This is a genomic window from Desulfitobacterium dehalogenans ATCC 51507 (assembly GCF_000243155.2).
Taxonomy (GTDB): Bacteria; Bacillota; Desulfitobacteriia; order Desulfitobacteriales; family Desulfitobacteriaceae; genus Desulfitobacterium; species Desulfitobacterium dehalogenans.
This window is the reverse complement of the sequence record NC_018017.1, coordinates 2,638,237-2,656,284: the sequence shown is the minus strand read 5'-3', so window position 1 is coordinate 2,656,284 and position 18,048 is coordinate 2,638,237. Positions and strand designations below refer to the sequence as shown.

Below are 18,048 nucleotides of genomic sequence, written 5' to 3'. Positions count from 1 at the left end.
GCGCGGGAGGGGGAAGAAAAGATGGATTCGGTAATCAAAGTCTTGGTTGTGGACGATCACAAATTATTTGCCCAAGGGGTGGTGTCCTTATTGTCTTCGGAACCGGACATAGTTGTTACAGATGTGGCTTCCAGCGCTGAAGAGGGCTTAAGGCTGGTAAGGGATGTTCCTCCCCATACGGTGCTCCTCGATATCAATCTGCCGGACTCCTGCGGGGTGGACATTATCAGCAAGATCAGGCAGATAGATCCCGGTATAGGGATTGTGATGCTTACCGGACTCAGCCCGCTGGGACATATCGACGCGTCATTGGCCCAAGGGGCTTCAGGCTTCCTCTTAAAGAATTGCACCAAAGAAGAGATGGTTACGGCTATCCGCAAGGCGGCGAAGGGCGAAGGTTATTTTTCACAAAGCCTGGTCCCTTATTTGAAAGGAGAATTGGTATCCTCTTCCCACCAAGACTCCCACTGCGATGGTAAGATGGCCTCCCTCACGGACAGGGAATTGGAAGTGTTTAACTTGGTCGTTAAAGGCTTGCGCAGTAAAGAGATTGCTGAAGACCTGGGAATTGCCAAGCGCACTGTGGATTATCATATAGGCAATATCTTGCTAAAACTAGAAGTGAAATCTCGTTTGGAAATTGTATTGAAATATAAGATAGGCTAAAGAGTGAATGGATCGAATGATTTTTGATATAACCTGTAATAAATACCTGAAAATTTTGTAAAACCTGGTATTAATACGGATGTGCATTGTGTGGAAAAGGTTAATATGGGAAGTAGCAAGAGGCATTTGCTTCAATAAATCATTTTAAGGAGGATGAATCTATGTTGAAAACAAAAAATTGTCAGTAGTATTTTAGTCCTATTTCTATGCTTTGCATTCACCGGCCCTGCTTTTGCAGAGACAACCATGGATGAGGGTGCGTTGACTAGTGACATAGCTTTGGAAATTTTGGAGAAAGTGGATTCTGAGTATGGGTTGGAACCCCCGGATAATTCGAAAGAAGTGAAAGCTTCGGATTCTAAACCGATAATAGACCATACTAGAACACCGGCACAGTTGAAAAACAAGTCAGAGAACATTGAATGTGCTATTAACAATGCAGAATATGAGAAGAAAATGGAAGAACTGGGAGATGTTAAATGGAAGCTGATGCCCCAAATGGACGAGGTTGGTATTTCTGAACCATATAAGGTTGTAGGTATTAAAGCTACTAAAGCATGGATAGGCCATCAAAATATCTATCCAAATACTGTTTACTCAACTTTCGCATCCCATTTGTGGAAATAAAGCCTTGATATAACGAGGTAATTGGGCAACCCACTTGTGTGATTGACTTAGGGATTCCTTATCTCTGGTTTATCGGGCAGTAAATTAAGGACAAATGCCATTAACTGACGTAAGGCTGTTTTTAAGTCTAAATCCATAATTTCATCAGCAAAAAGATAAAAAGACCCTAGCTTCAAATGCGATTTGGTCATTTTGAAAAACGTTTCGATACTCCAACGCATCCCATAAATCCTTATGGTTTCAGCATTTCCCAAGGAAAGATCCGTGGTTACAATTACCAACCACTCTCTTCGGTTGTTTCGATTCTGGACGAAAACAATGTTTAAAGCTAAGTCTGAAGAGGTGTGAATACGCACTGAACCAAGGATTTTTGCTTTGGGTTCTTAGGGACTTTCGCGTAGAGCTTTCGTAAACTGAGTGATGTTCCTTCAAAGAGATAACGCTGCTTAAGTTCCTTAACTATCCCAATGACGTGAAGCTCCTTATCCCTTAGTTTTTGTAATTATCCATGAGAACGTAATCCGCTAAGAATCCAGCCTTGAGAGCCCGTTCAAGCATTTGAACAACGGCATCAGGTTTAGGAATCAGCGCTTCCATGCGACGCTTAGAGCTAACAAAGCGTTTGTCCAAGTCCTCTTTCATTTCACAAAAGCGGTGTTTAGATTTTGACGAGCTCATCAAGGTAAAATCAAGAGGAACAAAGCTAAATCCATCAGACCACCCTAACGTCAGCAAGGTGTAGCCACGAACAAAGCGGATTGAAACATGATCAAAGACTCGGGCTAGGAGTTCAATATCCTTACTTCGTTGGCGTTTTATTACAGAATCATCCACGATAAAAACACGGATACGCTGCGAGGAGGTGAGGGTTTCAAATCGGCTGACAATCTTAAGGCTGAGTAATTGATAAAAACGTCTCTAGTTATATTGGGATTCATTAAAGAAATCGATAGATCGCATCTTTACCTGGAAGAGAGCTCGCCCGACTTCCTTCTAACAGCCGAAACAGATTTCGAGCTTGGAATACTAATTGGAAAATAATTTGGAAGACCATGAAGCTTGAAACCCTGTAGGACTTGTGGATTCCAGCGTTTTTAAGAAGCTGGCTTAGCTTGAGGGAAGAAAAAGTTAAGGAAAGTTGATGTTGATGCTGTTCAGACAGAGGGTTGTGTTGTGACATGGAGATACGTACCTTTCTGTTTTGGAGCGATGGGGAACTTGATCACTTCCATTTTACCAATTCGAAAGGTGTTTTTTGGTCAATGATTAAAGGACATGTTTGACCTAAAAAAATTTAGGATAGGAGATTAAGTATGTTGAAAAAATTAAGATATACTTTATTTGCTTTTTTCATAGGGATATTTCTTTCACTAACAAATGCAGTATTTGCTGATGTATATAGCACGACTAAGGACTTTGGACCCTATGCAGGTTATTCTTATTATAACTATTGTGCGCTTTTTACTGATCAAAATTCAAGTAAAATTTGGGGTTATTCTTCTGTAAGTGTTAAAAATGGTCAAACTGTGCCATCAGGATATATGGGGATTAGCGCTTATGTTTATAGTGAAGATGGTACATGTGTCGCAAATACCCCCTGGACATATAATGATAAAACAATAGGTTACTGGGCTTCAGGGCAGACCCCATATGTTACTAAACACGGTTATAACTATTATTGCAAGGGTTTAAGCTGGTCATGGAATGGAAGTAGTTATTCAAGTGACTGGTCAAACCCAACCCCATATATGTCGTTTTAATGAATGGAGGTAAAGGCTAATGTGGAAAAAAGTTAAAAAAGTCAATGCCGGTCTGGTACTTATTGGTGGTCTGGTTATTGGAACATTATTCTATAGTTCTATACCAGCTTTGGGCAGCAATTTCGGCGAATTAAATAAAGATTATAACTACGTAATCAAAGTTAACCAAAGTGGAGAGACGTATGGTTCAATGGCAGGTGCTTCCTCTTATGAGCAAATACCTGATTTAATCCTTGCCGAAGGAATAGATGGAACTGTAGGATATGTGAAAAACTCAGACCTGAACCAAGGTCTTCCCAAAAATCCTGAAGAAGCTGTTGTTTATATGAAGAACCTTAAGGACAACGGTTTTAGAAAAATACCATTGTATGCTGTTGATGGAAAAACAGTAATAGGTGAATATCAAGTTGGCACCCCACAAATTGATGAAGAGGCTTTAGACATTATTCAAAAGGATATTGATAATAAGCTAAGGGGTTCAGACCAGTAAATTTAGTAGTGAGGGAGGTGCAAATGAAGTTATTCGTAAAATTTTGAATAAAAATTAAGGAGGAGATTTTATGACTGTAAGTAAAAAATTGTCTTTAACAGGAGTCTTTATGGTTATAGCTTTTGCAATTGTACTACTTTTTGGCAGCCTTAACTATTTATCTGCAGATAGTGATTACACGGAACTAGAAGCATCACATATGGACTTAGCGGTAAAATCTTTCGGTATTGAAACCGATAAAGTAAAAGCTCTTTATGCGGGTGATGTATTTAAGGATAATAATAAGGGAACGGTATTTAGCACTGATAAGGTAACGGAAGACCAATCAAAAAGGGTAAGATGTGCCGCGGCCTTGAGCGAATTGAGAAAAGCAAAACTATTCAATATTGGTGATTATAGGCCAGTTTTTTTTCTAGGAGAGGATAAAGTTTCAATAGCAATTAAACATGGAGATGGAACTATTTCTCTTACGGATGTTGATATTTCTAAAGATAGACCAGTCATAATTGATCATAAGGTTAAGGAGGTGGCTGAATAATGAAAAAATCGACAATTATTGGTTTATTAACCTTCACCTTCCTGCTATTTGGTTCTTTATCAGCTTATGCCAGCTGGGGAATGTCATATGGTTCAGATATCCATTCGGCTGTAGTTACCGTATATGGTTATTCTTATACAGGCACAACCGTAGTTGCTGATGAGGTCTATGCAGATAGTTACTTTTATAAAAGTGGTCTATTAGTAGATTCGGATTCCGATTTAGTATACAATAATACTTGGGCACAAGCAGATGTTTCAACTTTTAATAGTATCGGCGAAGAGTCTTACCGGATTGAGGGTTATCATTATGCCAAGGTAAATAACGATATTGTTAATGAGTATACCAGTGCGAGTAAGAGGCTATAATATCTTGACGAAATAAGCATGCAAATAAAAGGGAATAAAAATCATTTTGTGTAATATAGAAATTCTAATTCAAAGCTTATTTGGTTGGATTATAGTTGGCTCTTGCAAATTATGGAGGATAAGGCATATTCCGTTTTTTAATGTATTCCGATTATTTCTCAAACCATGCTGAGTATTTGTAGATGCAACACCATCACTATCCTTTCGATTAAAAGAATCGGAATATTGTATTCAACATTTTGTTTATTCCTCCATAATAGAGACGTCTGGCGATCAACCAAGACGAATCTATTATGGAGGTTTTTCTATGCAAAAGAACATGGAAGCAATCGATTGTGTTTTGGCATTTCTCCAAAAGATCCCTCTCAGTAATAGTAGCATTAGGCAGTATAAGATTTTAGAAAAGAATTGGGACGGGATACGCTCGATAAAAGTCAACCCTAACTATCTGCGGGAATTTCTCGTCTATGACGCCCAGAACAACCCTGTGCAGATTATTCGGCGCCGGCTTTTTCAGAACGTATAAGGAGTATATTGGGATATTCGCGGCAACGTGGTTAGTTCAGTTCCTAGTTTGCTATTTGGTGGAGAGCAGCAGCGGATCGCGCTGGTTCGTTTATTTCTAAAAAATGTGAGATCATTTTAGCAGATGAACCCACAGGCTCTCTGGATGCTAAAAATACCCAAATCATTATGGACATGCTGCTTTCGCTGAATGCTGAAGGAAAGACGGTCATTATCGTGACCCATGATCGAAAAATTAAAGATCGGGTAGGAAAGGTTATCGAACTGTAGAAGGTTCCCTAGGTTATGGCCTTGTAGTGAATGGATCGAGTGTCTCTTTACCTAATTTTACTTCCATTATGAACATAATTATCCAGAAGTGATTAAACATCAGAAGATTTACTTACGATAATATTTATATAGAGGATCATTTAAAAATATATACAGGAGTGATTCTATGAGAGTTAGCATGGACTATAATTCATTGTTGTACTCAAGAACCAATATAAATCTGAGTGCAAACCAAAAGGCTGATGTTTTCTTTAGCCTTCTGGAAAAATCTGCCCCAGAACAAAAAGAGCATGTGGCTACCGACATTTGGGAAGAATTATCCAAAAGCTATAATATAAGAAATGCATCTTTCAGGGAGATTCAAGAGATATCCGCTAAACTCTATAAGGCAGGGCAAATATCCTTATTTGATCACGGAATGCTAACATTCGAACCTATGTTGGCTCCGCCTGGAGCCCTGAAAGTTAATATACATATGACCCCATTTAATGCGGATGGTAGGAAAGATTGGATTGCAGAATATGAGCAGCGAGCTCAAAGCGATCTGAAAACCGGCAACCCTATAGGTTATGTTCAAAATCAGAAGGTTGTTGAAATTCTTAGGCATCTTTTTTAATGATTCAGATGAATAACTGTTAAATTATTTTGAAAATGTATTTGAAAGGTGACAATATCTTGAAAGAATATCGTCACTCAATTATTAGAAGGTGGGATGTCATATGAAAATAAATGACTTAACCTCTGCAAGAGTAATCTCTAATAATAATCGTCTGCAAAGCAATTCTCAGCAATATGAGACATTACAAATAAATAAAATCTCAAATCAGCCTCCAAAATGGGAGCAACTTCAATCAACTGATCTGCCAAATGTAGCAGATCCGAATACTAATAGTATTAATATTAAAGAGGGTGAGATGAAAAACATTGGAACAGTGGATGGTATCCCATTAAATATATTCTTTGATTCTTATGGGATAAATACTAATTTCTCTACCGCTATCCACCGTGATGATCCCGTTAATTCGGATAGAAATAGATTTGCGTTTTTATTACTTGACAAATATACGACAGCACAACGGGCTAAAGCGGATTCACTTAGCGGTCGTTTTCAAATGCTCTACTCGGTTGCTAAGGGTGATATTTCTGCTAAGCAATATAATGAAACAGATTTGGGAAGAGGAGTTGTATCGACAGCTGAATTTTTAACGTCACTAGGAATTGATGTTTTGAAACCATTTTCGTTTAACAACAAAAGTTTTGTGTTGGATAGCAAGGGCAGTCTTCATGCCTTATTACCAAGTAGTCAGCTAAGCCTTCAATAAAATTGAATTGTCAACATGATCGGATTAATTGAGGCGATTGACACGAGAGTGTAAAATAAATTGTGCTTTTAGCGATCCTCTCTATATAATTTAAAGCATGAGGAGAGGTTAAAAGAATGGCTAAAAAAGACAAGACTCCCAAAATCATGACCAGTGAACAGATGAAGGAATTTATCAAAGAAAACAACATCCAGACGGTTGAGGATATCCAAAGTGTCCTTAAGAATCTCTTTGCTGAAACGCTGCAGGGCATGCTGGAAGGCGAATTGGATACCCAGCTGGGCTATACCAAGCATGATGATACCAACAAAGCTACCGACAATCGGAGAAATGGACATAGTTCCAAGTCGGTTCGCAGCGATTATGGTGAAGTGGAACTCGAGGTTCCGAGAGATCGTAAAGGCGAATTTGAGCCGCTGATCGTGAAGAAAAACCAGCGTAATGTCACCGGAATTGAAGATCAGATCATCGCTCTGTATTCTAAGGGGGTTAGCACCCGAGACATTCAGAGCCACCTGGAACAGCTCTATGGGATCGGTGTATCCCCCACTCTGATTTCGAATGTAACGAACAAAATCATGCCGACCATCAAAGAATGGCAAAGCCGTCCTCTCCAGAAGACCTATGCGATTGTCTTTCTGGATGCGATCCACTACAAGGTAAAACAGGAGGGCATGATTGTCAATAAAGCCTCCTACATGGTCATCGGCATCGACATGGATGGGCGCAAGGATGTTTTAGGAATCTGGATCGGGGAAAATGAAACCGCGAAGTTCTGGCTGGTCGTATTGAACGAGCTTAAGAACCGAGGTGTTGAAGATATTCTGATCATCAGCGTCGATAACCTAAAAGGCTTTAATGAAGCGATTCAAGCGTGCTATCCCAAGACCGAAATCCAAAAGTGCATCGTTCATCAAATCAGGAACAGTGTACGATTTGTTAATTATAAAGATCTGAAAAAAGTAACCGGGGCCTTGAAGCCCATTTATTCCGCTGCCTCAGAACAAGCGGGATTAGAGGCATTGGAAGATTTCAATCAAGCCTGGGGAGGCAAATATCCCCTGATTATGAATTCTTGGCGAAACAACTGGCCTGAACTCTCAACCTTCTTCAAGTATCCCCCTGAAATTCGGAAAATCATCTATACGACGAATATCATTGAGAGCTACCATCGCCAACTCAGGAAAGTAACCAAAGGGAAGACGATTTTTCCAACCGACGATGCTTTACTCAAAATGCTCTACCTGGTCACCCAGGACGTGATGAAAAAATGGACTGGGCGTGTACATAATTGGGGACAAATCCTGTTGCAGATGTCTGTATTTTTCCCAGATCGGGTTGCTCAATATTTACCATGATAGGTTGGATACTAAAAGCACAAAGTTCTTTACAGACCCATTGACACCGGTGTTTGAGAATTACCATCCTCTTTATCTGCGGTATTGTTCTGGCCATAGACCCTACCCAACCTTTTGGACCCTATTCCGCTGGAAACAGCTCAAGCAAATAATCCGCAGCAGTTTCCGCAGTGCGCCAGGGCAGTTTCGCGGCCGCATGACCCATTACCTTAATTTCCTCCGGATTTTCCAGAAGATGAGTCAGAATTTGCAGGAGCTCCCGTTCGGTAGTGGCAATTTTTCCTGTTCCAACCCTTCTTAAAAACTCTGAGTTTACTTTTTCCTGACCGGGGATAGGCTTGTAAATCACCATGGGCAGCTGCTTGGTCAAAGCTTCTGACACTGTCAGGCCCCCTGCTTTGGTTATCATAAGATCTAAAACTGTCATCAATTCTTCTACATTCTCCACAAATTCGAAGAGCAGCACTCTGTTTTCCGCTTTTCGGATCAGAGGTTCCAGGGTACAATATAGTCGTTTATCCCTGCCGCAAACAATCAGCAGCTGGACAGGAAGTTTGTTTTGCATGATCAACCGGCAGATGCCTGCGGCGTTATCCAGAACCCCATACGCTCCTCCCGGTCCAGTTTGATTTCAAATTTGTGACTGACTGGTATTCCAGTAACCTTAAGGCACCTAGGATCTATGCCCAGATAGATTCTTCCGTAGGGCAGGGAGGACTGCTTCGCTGCCTTGCCGGAAATAAAAGGGCTGTCCGAAATAAGTACGCGCGTACCAATTTCGGACAGCCTCCTTTGAATAAATCCAGCAAGATGCTTTAGGTTGTTATTATAAATTTATAAAGGGTTTTCAGACATTTTCGTTGAATTCTGAGTGCATGGAACTAGGCATTTTGGTTATAAAAACTGTGCACTTTGGAGAGAAAACCATGTACAAGAATACGTTTTCATGTTTCTCAGCGACCGAGGTCATGTTGCTAAACCCGTTCACATGGCCCTGGGCACGTTAATCTAAATTTTAAATTATTGATAACTTTTTTATGAAGAAAGTCAAGACACTAACCAAGCAGTGCTTGAATCGAAAGTAGGACAGTGTCACGGTTTTTTATGAGCAAGGGGAGAGATTTTTGTATATAATTGACGTCATTTATATTATCATTAATGTGATTGTGTCCTTGCTCCAAACATCTTGCATAATTGATCTCAATATTGCAAGATTTATTGTATTTATTTCAGGTATTGTATTCCTGTTATTACAAAAATACAGAATTAAGAAATTGAAAAGAAATTGTGGACAATCATTGTTTGAACTAGAAAGAGAAATAAAGATTTCGCCAATATTTTGCTCGGGGTTAGTTGTTTTTAATTTGTTGGTAATTATTTGGTGTTCCTTGTTACTATATAGAATACCTGAATCTTTACCCTTATCAATGCTAATATTTTTATCAATATATGAGCTATACTTCTTTCTTTTTGAAAAGCCAGTTTTCACAGAAAAAGGATTACTAATTGGCGGAGTTTTAATAAAATGGCATAATTTCAAATCATATAACTGGAGTGTACCGTCTTTTAGCAAGTTAAAGGATTATACAAAGTTAGTGATGACGAAAAACAACTGGTTAGCGACATCTAAGATTAACTTGATAATTATAAATTCTCAGAAGGTAGAGTTGGATAATTTTCTCCGACAAAAGATAAGAACTAATGTATTTCAAGATTAAAAGATTACCAGATATCTGAAGATTAGAATTCATCAAAACCTGCCTGGGATGAGAAAAGAGAAATCATCCGCATGCTCGTAAGGCGAATTACTGTCGATAGCAGCACTTGGATGGATACAAAAACGGGATCCTATTTTGGATCCTGTAACGCATACCCAAAATCATTTTAAAAATTTCTATACATCCCACATATATATTATGTTCCTTTATTTGTCTCGGTTTACACAACGTGGCAGAAGTTTTGTGGGGCCAAGTCAAACTAGTTCAATTGCTGATCATGGCGGAGCAGAAATGTATACAGTCACAGCTGAACTTAGGTATGAAGTAATGAGTCGTGCCAGAATGGATGGTGGCCCCTTACTCCCGGAAGTACAATATCAAATGATTGATGTGGATAATGATTCAATAGTTGACGGTTGGTTTTATTGGTGGGATGCCAGTGGCTATGATTCAGGACTATTCACTTACCAAAATACATCTCAAAACTATCCAGGGAATACAATTATAATTCTATGATTATTCAATAATGATTTTCTATAGGGTTACTGCTCCTTTACTGAAGGATAGGGAGTAGTAACCCTCATTTTGAGCATAATTCATTGAAGATAGAGCTTAAGTCTGTTTTTGAGAGCATGTAGGAGGATATTCGGTTGCCGCCGCCAAACGGGCGGCCCCCAGGAGAGCAGTCCTTTCATTAAGGATCACATAAATGGGAATCTGGGACAAAAGATCCCTGAAACGACCTTTCGAGAGAAAGGCCTCTAGGAAGAAATTCTCTTGAAGCATGGGTAAAATCTTGGGGGGAATGCCCCCGCCCAGATAGACTCCCCCATAAGCCAGGGTCCGTAAAGCGAGATTGCCTGCTTCCGCGCCCAGGACTTTAACAAAGAGTTTTAGTGTTTCTGTACAGAGTGGGCAGATTCCGGCTAGGGCTCTTTTTGTGATCTCCGCAGGAGCAGGGATAGGGTCATGGTGAGAAGGGGGATGGGATTCCCAGTGCAGAAAACGATAGATGTCTGCCAGTCCTGGACCGGACAGGATTCTCTCATAGCTGACGTGACCATATTTTTGTACTAAAAAACGCCATAACTGGACTTCTTGCTCGGTACGGGGAGCATAATCCGAATGGGCACCTTCTGTGGCGTAAACTCGATGATCAGCCAGGATCATGGCCTGGCCTAGGCCGGTACCGGGGGCGATCAGTGCCCGATTTAGAGAAGGCTTGGAGAGAGCCGAGGCAGGATTCTTTGCGGAAGGGTTAAGACAAAGCAGATCGTCATCTTTTAATAGCATTAGGCCCTGTCCCATAGCCTCAAGGTCGTTGACAAAGAGCAAAGGCTTTCGCAAAGCAAAAGCGGAATGCAGGGTCTGAAAATGAATCACCCGGTTCAAATTGGTGAGGAGACATTTATCTTGAGTGATGGGTCCGGCCAAGCTGAGGCAGCCACCGCTTATTTCTTCAGGCGGTACGGAGATCTCTTCCAGAAATCCTTGAATGAGTCGTATTAGATCTTGCCAGTCCCTGCTGGGAAAGTGCCGTTCCTTAACTAAAGTAAACTCGGTGCCCTTTAGGGAATAAAGCCCTAAAAGTGTTTTGGTTCCGCCGATATCCCCCGCCAAGTATAAAGGACAGTCTCTTTCAAAGCCTCCATAAAGCAAATTAATCACCTCATTTTGTTGTATCATGTATTCTTAGCCTTGTGAATTTAAAATCCTTGGCAGCAGCTTTTTTCATAGCGTATAGTAGACTTAAAATTCCGAATTTTGGGATGAGGAGGATGAGCCCTGTGAATGAAAAACTCCATCTTCTCTCCAAGGTGCCATTTCTTGCGGATTTGTCACAACAGGATCGAATTGAGTGTGCTCACGAATTTTACTGGGAGATCTACCCTCAAGGGACCGTCCTCATTGAAGCAGGAAAAAAGCCAGCGGCAGTCTATATACTCGAAGAAGGAAAGCTGGATAGTGAAGATAAGGTATTGGGCATGGTTTCATTGGTCACGGGTAAGGCAGCCACTGAAACGATTCGTTCTTTGGAGGCGGTCCGCCTCTTGACCATTAAGGCCGAAGATTTCGCTCGTATCTTGTTGCGCTGGCCTCAAATCTATGGTACCATCATCGGCAATTTAACGGATAACCTTGCTGAAACCCATCAAATACTCTCGGCAAGCCGTTACAAGGAAGTACTGCGGTCGGCCATTCAACTTACCCGGTATAAGGATAAGTTTTACGGAATTTGGGGCAGTGTAAAAACCACCCACGAGGTAGAACGCTTGTTTAAGAAGCTTCAGCAGACTCAGGGGCATTTGCTGATCAGGGGAGAGAGAGGAACCGGCCGGCAAATGGTGGCCTGGTATGCTCATCAGAAACTTTTTGGTGAGACGGCTCCCTTTGTCGTCCTGAATGGTCAGCGTTTTGAACAGCAATGGGGTTATCTGCTGAAAGAGGAAAAGAAAGCTGCAGAAAGCTCTTACGCTGCTTTTACTTTTGAGGATATTGCTGCAGGTGGGACCCTTTTCATCCAGGAAATAGACCGAATTACCCCTGAGCTCCAAGTAAGGCTTGCCAAAGTTCTCGGTTCTGCTCATCATCCATGTTTGGTCATCGGCAGTGTTCAGGAAGATACCAAGCATAAGGACCCCCAGCTTATGCCTGAATTGGCAGCCTGCTTTAGGTATAGTTACGCCATAGCTCCATTACGGGAGCGGAAAAGAGATATCCCCATCATAGCTCAAGGCATTGTGGAGAGCTTAGCTCAGAGGCATCATCGTAAAGTGCCGACCTTAACTTCGGAGGCGACGCAACTCCTGCTTTCCCATAATTACCGCCAAGGGAATGTAACGGAGCTTATTCAGGTTATGGAGCGGGCCTTTTTTCTCGCCGATCAGGATGTTATCGGGCTGGAGCAAATCTTTTTTGGCCCTACTGCTGAAAAGATAGGGAGCAAAATCAATCTTTTGCAATGGGGGTTCTTTAAAAGTCTATTCAAAAATAGGAAGCTTCTTCCCAGCCTGCAATGGATTTCGGCAGGTTTATTCCTCCTGCTCATTGTCGGATTGGTTTTTCTTCCGAAATTATCGGTCATGATGAAAGTTTTTATCTTAGTTTGGGGTCTTTGGTGGCCCTCCTTGGCTATCCTATCCCCCTTATTGGGGAGACTTTGGTGTACTTTTTGCCCCTTTTCCAAGATTATGGAGTTCGTGCAAGACCGTTACCACCCGAAACGGCCTCTGCCCGCTCTCTTTGTGAAATACGATTATCTGATCGTGAGTGTCTTATTTGCTCTGATTTTCTGGGTGGAAATTTTTACGGGGATGCGCTCCAATATGCTCTATACCGCTTTACTGCTCATAGTCATTCAAGGCCTGGCCATTATCGTCAGCATCCTCTATCCCCGTCATGCCTGGTGCCGGCATTTTTGCCCCTTAGGAGGATTTATTGGGACCGCTTCCATCGGCTCCCTGATCGAAGTGAGAGCAGATGCTGCAGTTTGCTTAAATAAATGCACCACTTTTGATTGTTATGTGGGTAGGGATGGGGTCAAGGGCTGCCCTATGAGTCAGCATTTACCTTATCTGGATAATAATTTAGACTGCAAATTATGCTTTAAATGCGTCCGCAATTGTCAGCATGAGAATGTCCAAGTTAATTTAAGGGTGCCGGCACGGGAGGTTTGGCATTTAACCCGTGTCAATCAGGGTTATACTGTTTTTATCGGTATGCTTATGGGGATTCTTTTTCCCATTATGATGTTTGAACCTCTTCATAAATCCTTATCCGCAGGTCAATGGAATGTTTGGTTTACCTCGATCTATTGGTTGGCAGCCCTATTGGGCGGAGGGCTTGGCTGGTGGCTTGGAAAGCCTTTTAAGACAAAAGCAGCCTCGAAACGAATTAAACTGGTGTTTGCCTTTATTCCCATCATTATTGCTGGGCATATTATTTATCAAATGGGCCGTATTCCAGGGATCGGTCATCTTGTCTTGGGGGTAGGGTATCAAAGTGAGGGTGGAATGCAAACCCTGTTTATTTCCGCCAATAGTGTAGGATATGGACTTGCCCTGATAACGGGGATCCTGCTGACGGTCATTACAGTAGGAATAACCCTTTACCAGTACAGTAAAGCAAAAGGTAACCATCATTGAACTTCAGCTTTTTTTCCTCGTGCTAAGGAGGCAAAGACTCCCGGCAAACAGAGTATGGCAAAGATACTGAAGCATATCTTAAAGCTGGCCATGAAGGCTTGGGGATATTCCGGGGAATAGAGGCTGGTATTTCCGATAAAGACCGATGTAATTAAGGATACGGTTGCCATACTTAAGGTCTGCCCTAAGAGCCTCATGGTTCCTAAGGTAGATGAAGCGATGGAGTAATAACGTTTTTCCACTGAACTCATAATGGCATTGGTGTTGGGGGATGAAAAAAGACCAAAGCCGATGCCGATGAAAATTAAATTAGCAACAATAAGGGAAATTGGGGTCGAAGGTTTAAAGAAGATAATGAAGAAGAGTCCCGCGGCAGTTATGGCCATACCGATAGAAGAGAGAATACGGGGTTCCACTTTGTCGGATAATCGTCCCGCAAAGGGAGAGAGGATAGCCATAAGGACGGGCTGGGAGAGGAGTATAAGCCCAGATAGTGAGCTGTCCAGTCCTAAGACGAGCTGGAGGTACAAAGATAGCAGGTAACTTAAGGCAAAAGTAGCCATGTAATTGATGACTGTGGCTAGATTAGAAAAAATAAAAGGTGTGTTCTTGGCAAAGACCTTAATCGCAAAGATAGGTGAATCGGCTTTAAGCTCAACTCGGATAAAGAGCACTAAGAGGATCACTCCGGTAATAAAAAAAAACGTATAATAAGGAGCCAAAGTCAGATTCGATAAAGCGAATAACAATAGGGCTAGGCCGGAAACCCAAAGAATGCTTCCCCGATAATCGTAGGCCTCTCCTTCCGCAACTTTCCACTCCCCAGTAAGCTTAGTAATAATTAGTAAAAATATAATGGCATCTACCGCAAAGCCGAAAACAAAAATCCCTCTCCAGCTGATGACTTTGACGATTAATCCACCTAAGACCGGTCCGAGGGAAAGCCCGATATAGACCGCAGCAGAAGCAATACCCAGCGCTTTACCCCGTTGTTGGGGAGGAACCACTGTGGTCAAAATCGCCATGGACGTACCGGCGACCATGGCATTGGCCACTCCTTGCAAAAGCCGGAAGAAGATTAAAACATTAAAAGAACTGGTCAGACTACAGCCTAAAGAGCTTAAGCAAAATAAACCGATGCCTATGAGAAAGAGTTTCTTTCTGCCAACAATATCGGCTAAGCGGCCAAAGGGTAAAGCTAAGGCAGCGCTGGACAGTAAATAAATGGTGACGATCCAATTGAGATGCAACTGAGATACGGTAAAATCGAGGGAAATGGCAGGGATGGCAATATTCACAGAGTTCGACATAAAGGATCCGATGAAGGATGTTAAAAGACAGATAATCATCGTTGAGCGGATGAATTCGCTTTTGTAGGCCATACGAATGCTCCTTCACATTTAGTATCGAATAATTATTAATGGGTTTCCTTTGCCAGAAAATCGATAATCCATTAAACTATTGATAGACATAGGATAAAGTAAGGATGGTAATGATGTCGGGATACTGTAAAGAATACGAGATATTTTACTTTCAAGTCGATCAGTTTGGAGAAGCTTCGGCAGTAACTATACTGAGCTTTCTTGAAGATTGCGCTACCGCACATTCCGAAGCCATAGGAATGGGTATCGAATATCTGACAAGTCAAAGAACCTGCTGGGTGCTTAACCGCTGGCGATTACAGATGGAACGTTATCCTCGTTTAGGGGAAAAGGTATCGGTGGAGACTTTTCCCACAAGTTTTCTACGGTTTTATGGTCAAAGGGTGTTTACCATTAGAGACGGGCAAGGGCATATCATCGGCAGCGCCGGTTCCTTGTGGATTTACTTAAATATTGATAAAAGGCGTCCAACCCGAATCCCTTTGCATTTTGCTTCCCAATATGGGGTGTCGGAGGGATATGAAGATCATGAATCTTTTCAAGATTTGCCGGCAATCACGGATATCCACTCTGAGATAAGTTTTCATGTCCGAAGAAGTGATATTGATACTAACGGCCATGTCAATAACACACGATATGTGGAGTGGATGCTGGAAGGGATCGCAGAAGATACGATAAAGGATTACCGACTTCATCAGCTGGAAGTAATCTATAAGAAAGAAACTCAATATGGTACGGACATAATATCTCGTTGCCAAAGAACAGAGAGTGCTGAACCGGAATATCTGCATCTCATTCTTGATAAATCGGGAAGCAGTGAACTGGCTTGTGGCAAAACAGTCTGGACAAAGCGTTAAGGGCTTTGAGTGTGTGCTAATAGTTTATGAAACGAACTCTGCTACTACTCAGAATATCCCTTTGCCGTGAGCGTTTCAATATTTATTTTATGAATAGTCAATATGAATAGTCGAGGAGAATAGAATGAGACTTAGACGAAAAGCCTGGGCAAGACCTGAGCTGGAAAATGATCCTAAAGTTATTTATAATCCCATGGATTATAAGGAAAATTGGCATGAAGTGTTCGGAAAGGATCAGCCCATTCATCTGGAATTAGGATGTGGACGCGGTCAGTTCATTAGTCAATGTGCAGAGTTGAATAGCCATATAAATTATATAGCCATCGACCTTTATGATGAAGTATTGGTTAAAGCTTTGCGAAAAATTAACGAAAAGAATCTAATTAATGTGCGAATTATCCCCATGAATATTGCTAAGCTTGAGGATATTTTTAATAAAGATCAAATAGAAAAGATCTATATTAATTTCTGTAACCCATGGCCTAGTAGAAGGCATCATCACAAAAGATTAACACACCCACAATTTCTGACGGTCTATAAAAAGCTTATGAAGGATCATTCGGAAATATGGTTTAAAACAGATGATGATGAACTGTTTAAAGATAGCTTAAAGTACTTTGAAAGCGAAGGCTTTATTGAAAAGTATCGTACTTTTGATTTGCATCGCAGTGAATTCCGGGAAAATGTAATGACGGAATATGAAGAAAAGTTTAGTAACCAAGGAATTAAAATTAAGTTTGGGATATTTGCAGTCAATAAAACTATTTTGTAAGTTTTTTATTTTAACTTTTAATTGACTTAAGGGAGTTTTTTCTGTTATAATCAATAACTGTTGACGCAGTAATGCTTTACAAAATTTGCGCTCGTAGCTCAGCTGGATAGAGCGTCTGACTACGAATCAGAAGGCCTGGGGTTCGAATCCCTACGAGCGCACCATTTATTTTTGCGGGTGTAGCTCAATGGTAGAGCACTAGCCTTCCAAGCTAGCTACGTGGGTTCGATTCCCATCACCCGCTCCACGATAATTAGGCTAAAAAAGATGCGGCTTGTATCTTTTTTAGCTAATTTTTTATACAATCTTTGCATTTATATTTTAAATAAAGAAATCAACTGGTGGTTGCGAGTTTTCAAAGCACGATTGGTAGGATGCAACTCCCCATAAGATTAATATTAAGTTAATCAAACAGGAGGTGGTCTTTATGACTTTAGGAGAAAAAATACAGCAACTTAGAAAAGCTGCTGGGATTTCTCAAGAACAGTTGGCGGAGCAGCTTGATGTGTCACGTCAATCTATATCAAAATGGGAACTTAATGATGCTGTTCCCGAAATAAGTAGAATTGTAATGTTAAGCGAGTTGTTTTCTATTTCAATAGATGAATTGCTAAAGGACAGTAATTCTCAACGTATAGATGATATAGAAGGAAAGCGAAGCACGTCTACATTGGAAGAAATCACAATAATGAATGCTGCAAATAAGCAGACGAATATTGGCTTCAAAACAATTATTATTGGTCTAATTATGCTTGTACTGGAGTTTATGTTTTTGCCCATATTGGGAACCATGCAAAAGGCGCATGTAGATGGACAAGGATTTTATAGTGACTTCATGAAATATGCAGGGATGCAGCCTATGCCCCTTATATTTATGCTTACTGCCATGATAATTTTGATTGGAATTTTCTTTTTACTAAAAGGATTGATGCATAAGAAGAGTAACCCCACAAAATCAGCATAATCAACCTTGCATCTATTTTGTACTAATGACACAGTAACTTAACTTGCACTGATTGCGCCCGAGGCTTAAAGCTACATCTGGTTTAATGATACAGTAAAGGGTGATACAGTAAAGATTGTGTCACAGTAAAAATTAGTAGTTGACGAAATTCGTCAAAAATGCTAATATAAATTTCGCCGCCAATAACCGGCGGATGCAAGTGGTTCATGGTCTTTGAAAACTAAACAACAAGGAACAGCCAATGACTCGTCAAATGAGTAAAGACAATTTGAGCAATCAAATTTTC

Annotated in this window: 18 protein-coding genes, 2 tRNA genes and 2 pseudogenes; 18 read left to right on the top strand and 4 right to left on the bottom strand. The window is 41.0% G+C overall.

From position 1 onward, the window contains the following. Positions 1-21 precede the first annotated feature (21 nt). Both DESDE_RS12840 and DESDE_RS12835 read left to right on the top strand, forming a co-directional pair. On the top strand, positions 22-666 hold the full coding sequence (locus tag DESDE_RS12840) for a response regulator (RefSeq protein ID WP_014794442.1): 645 nt from the start codon (positions 22-24) through the stop codon (positions 664-666). A 246-nt stretch (positions 667-912) separates the two neighbouring features. Further along, on the top strand, positions 913-1,293 hold the full coding sequence (locus tag DESDE_RS12835) for a hypothetical protein (protein WP_041917271.1): 381 nt from the start codon (positions 913-915) through the stop codon (positions 1,291-1,293). On the opposite strand, the pseudogene DESDE_RS12830 reads toward DESDE_RS12835, so the two are convergent. Next, positions 1,264-2,473: pseudogene (locus tag DESDE_RS12830) on the bottom strand (IS4 family transposase). The gene DESDE_RS12835 and the pseudogene DESDE_RS12830 sit on opposite strands and share 30 nt — an antisense overlap. Positions 2,474-2,606: 133 nt before the next feature. Here DESDE_RS12830 and DESDE_RS12825 point away from each other — a divergent pair. From DESDE_RS12825 to DESDE_RS12785, 9 genes and pseudogenes are all read left to right on the top strand, one after another. After that, positions 2,607-3,053: a hypothetical protein gene (locus tag DESDE_RS12825; RefSeq protein ID WP_014794440.1), complete on the top strand. Its 447-nt coding sequence runs from the start codon at positions 2,607-2,609 to the stop codon at positions 3,051-3,053. Between the two features lie 19 nt (positions 3,054-3,072). After that, positions 3,073-3,543: a hypothetical protein gene (locus DESDE_RS12820; protein WP_014794439.1), complete on the top strand. Its 471-nt coding sequence runs from the start codon at positions 3,073-3,075 to the stop codon at positions 3,541-3,543. A gap of 70 nt (positions 3,544-3,613) precedes the next feature. Beyond that, entirely contained in the window at positions 3,614-4,081 is a 468-nt protein-coding gene (locus tag DESDE_RS12815; RefSeq protein ID WP_014794438.1) for a hypothetical protein, read from the top strand. Beyond that, positions 4,081-4,449 (top strand): hypothetical protein, encoded by a 369-nt coding sequence (locus DESDE_RS12810; protein ID WP_014794437.1) that lies wholly within the window; start codon positions 4,081-4,083, stop codon positions 4,447-4,449. Before DESDE_RS12815 ends, DESDE_RS12810 begins: the two co-directional genes overlap by 1 nt. 307 nt (positions 4,450-4,756) lie before the next feature. Then, a complete protein-coding gene (locus DESDE_RS12805) occupies positions 4,757-4,975 on the top strand; it encodes a hypothetical protein (protein ID WP_041917270.1) in 219 nt (72 codons plus the stop codon). Positions 4,976-5,026: 51 nt separating this feature from the next. Continuing rightward, positions 5,027-5,244 (top strand): annotated as a pseudogene (locus DESDE_RS12800) (ABC transporter ATP-binding protein); the annotation flags it as partial. A gap of 166 nt (positions 5,245-5,410) precedes the next feature. Further along, positions 5,411-5,860, top strand: a complete 450-nt coding sequence (locus DESDE_RS12795) for a hypothetical protein (protein ID WP_014794436.1) — start codon at positions 5,411-5,413, stop codon at positions 5,858-5,860. A 103-nt stretch (positions 5,861-5,963) separates the two neighbouring features. Further along, positions 5,964-6,566, top strand: coding sequence for a hypothetical protein (locus DESDE_RS12790; RefSeq protein ID WP_014794435.1), 603 nt, complete (start codon positions 5,964-5,966; stop codon positions 6,564-6,566). Positions 6,567-6,682: 116 nt separating this feature from the next. After that, positions 6,683-7,924, top strand: a complete 1,242-nt coding sequence (locus DESDE_RS12785; protein WP_014793367.1) for an IS256 family transposase — start codon at positions 6,683-6,685, stop codon at positions 7,922-7,924. Between the two features lie 121 nt (positions 7,925-8,045). Here the strand turns inward: DESDE_RS12785 and DESDE_RS12780 are convergent, their stop codons facing one another. Next, the gene (locus tag DESDE_RS12780; protein WP_242831245.1) at positions 8,046-8,489 is read right to left on the bottom strand and encodes a glycosyltransferase; all 444 of its coding nucleotides are present in this window, start codon (positions 8,487-8,489) and stop codon (positions 8,046-8,048) included. Positions 8,490-9,777: 1,288 nt separating this feature from the next. Here DESDE_RS12780 and DESDE_RS12770 point away from each other — a divergent pair. Continuing rightward, positions 9,778-10,158: a DUF4879 domain-containing protein gene (locus DESDE_RS12770; protein WP_242831244.1), complete on the top strand. Its 381-nt coding sequence runs from the start codon at positions 9,778-9,780 to the stop codon at positions 10,156-10,158. A 96-nt stretch (positions 10,159-10,254) separates the two neighbouring features. Here DESDE_RS12770 and glk read toward each other — a convergent pair whose 3' ends face one another. Further along, positions 10,255-11,328 (bottom strand): glucokinase, encoded by a 1,074-nt coding sequence (gene glk, locus DESDE_RS12765; RefSeq protein WP_014794433.1) that lies wholly within the window; start codon positions 11,326-11,328, stop codon positions 10,255-10,257. Positions 11,329-11,429: 101 nt separating this feature from the next. Between glk and DESDE_RS12760 the strand changes: the two genes are divergently transcribed. After that, complete coding sequence (locus DESDE_RS12760; protein ID WP_014794432.1) at positions 11,430-13,787, top strand: AAA-type ATPase lid domain-containing protein; 2,358 nt, start codon at positions 11,430-11,432, stop codon at positions 13,785-13,787. Here DESDE_RS12760 and DESDE_RS12755 read toward each other — a convergent pair. After that, complete coding sequence (locus tag DESDE_RS12755; protein WP_014794431.1) at positions 13,781-15,169, bottom strand: MFS transporter; 1,389 nt, start codon at positions 15,167-15,169, stop codon at positions 13,781-13,783. The genes DESDE_RS12760 and DESDE_RS12755 overlap by 7 nt on opposite strands. Before the next feature lie 104 nt (positions 15,170-15,273). On the opposite strand from DESDE_RS12755, the gene DESDE_RS12750 reads away from it, so the two are divergent. From DESDE_RS12750 to DESDE_RS12730, 5 genes are all read left to right on the top strand, one after another. Beyond that, complete coding sequence (locus tag DESDE_RS12750) at positions 15,274-16,026, top strand: acyl-[acyl-carrier-protein] thioesterase (RefSeq protein WP_172637621.1); 753 nt, start codon at positions 15,274-15,276, stop codon at positions 16,024-16,026. 124 nt (positions 16,027-16,150) lie between these two features. Then, complete coding sequence (gene trmB, locus DESDE_RS12745) at positions 16,151-16,798, top strand: tRNA (guanosine(46)-N7)-methyltransferase TrmB (protein ID WP_014794429.1); 648 nt, start codon at positions 16,151-16,153, stop codon at positions 16,796-16,798. Positions 16,799-16,885: 87 nt separating this feature from the next. Then, a tRNA-Arg gene (locus DESDE_RS12740) sits at positions 16,886-16,962 on the top strand. Positions 16,963-16,971: 9 nt separating this feature from the next. Then, positions 16,972-17,045 (top strand) — tRNA-Gly (locus tag DESDE_RS12735). Positions 17,046-17,225: 180 nt separating this feature from the next. Beyond that, the gene (locus tag DESDE_RS12730; protein ID WP_014794428.1) at positions 17,226-17,762 is read left to right on the top strand and encodes a helix-turn-helix domain-containing protein; all 537 of its coding nucleotides are present in this window, start codon (positions 17,226-17,228) and stop codon (positions 17,760-17,762) included. Positions 17,763-18,048 lie beyond the last annotated feature (286 nt).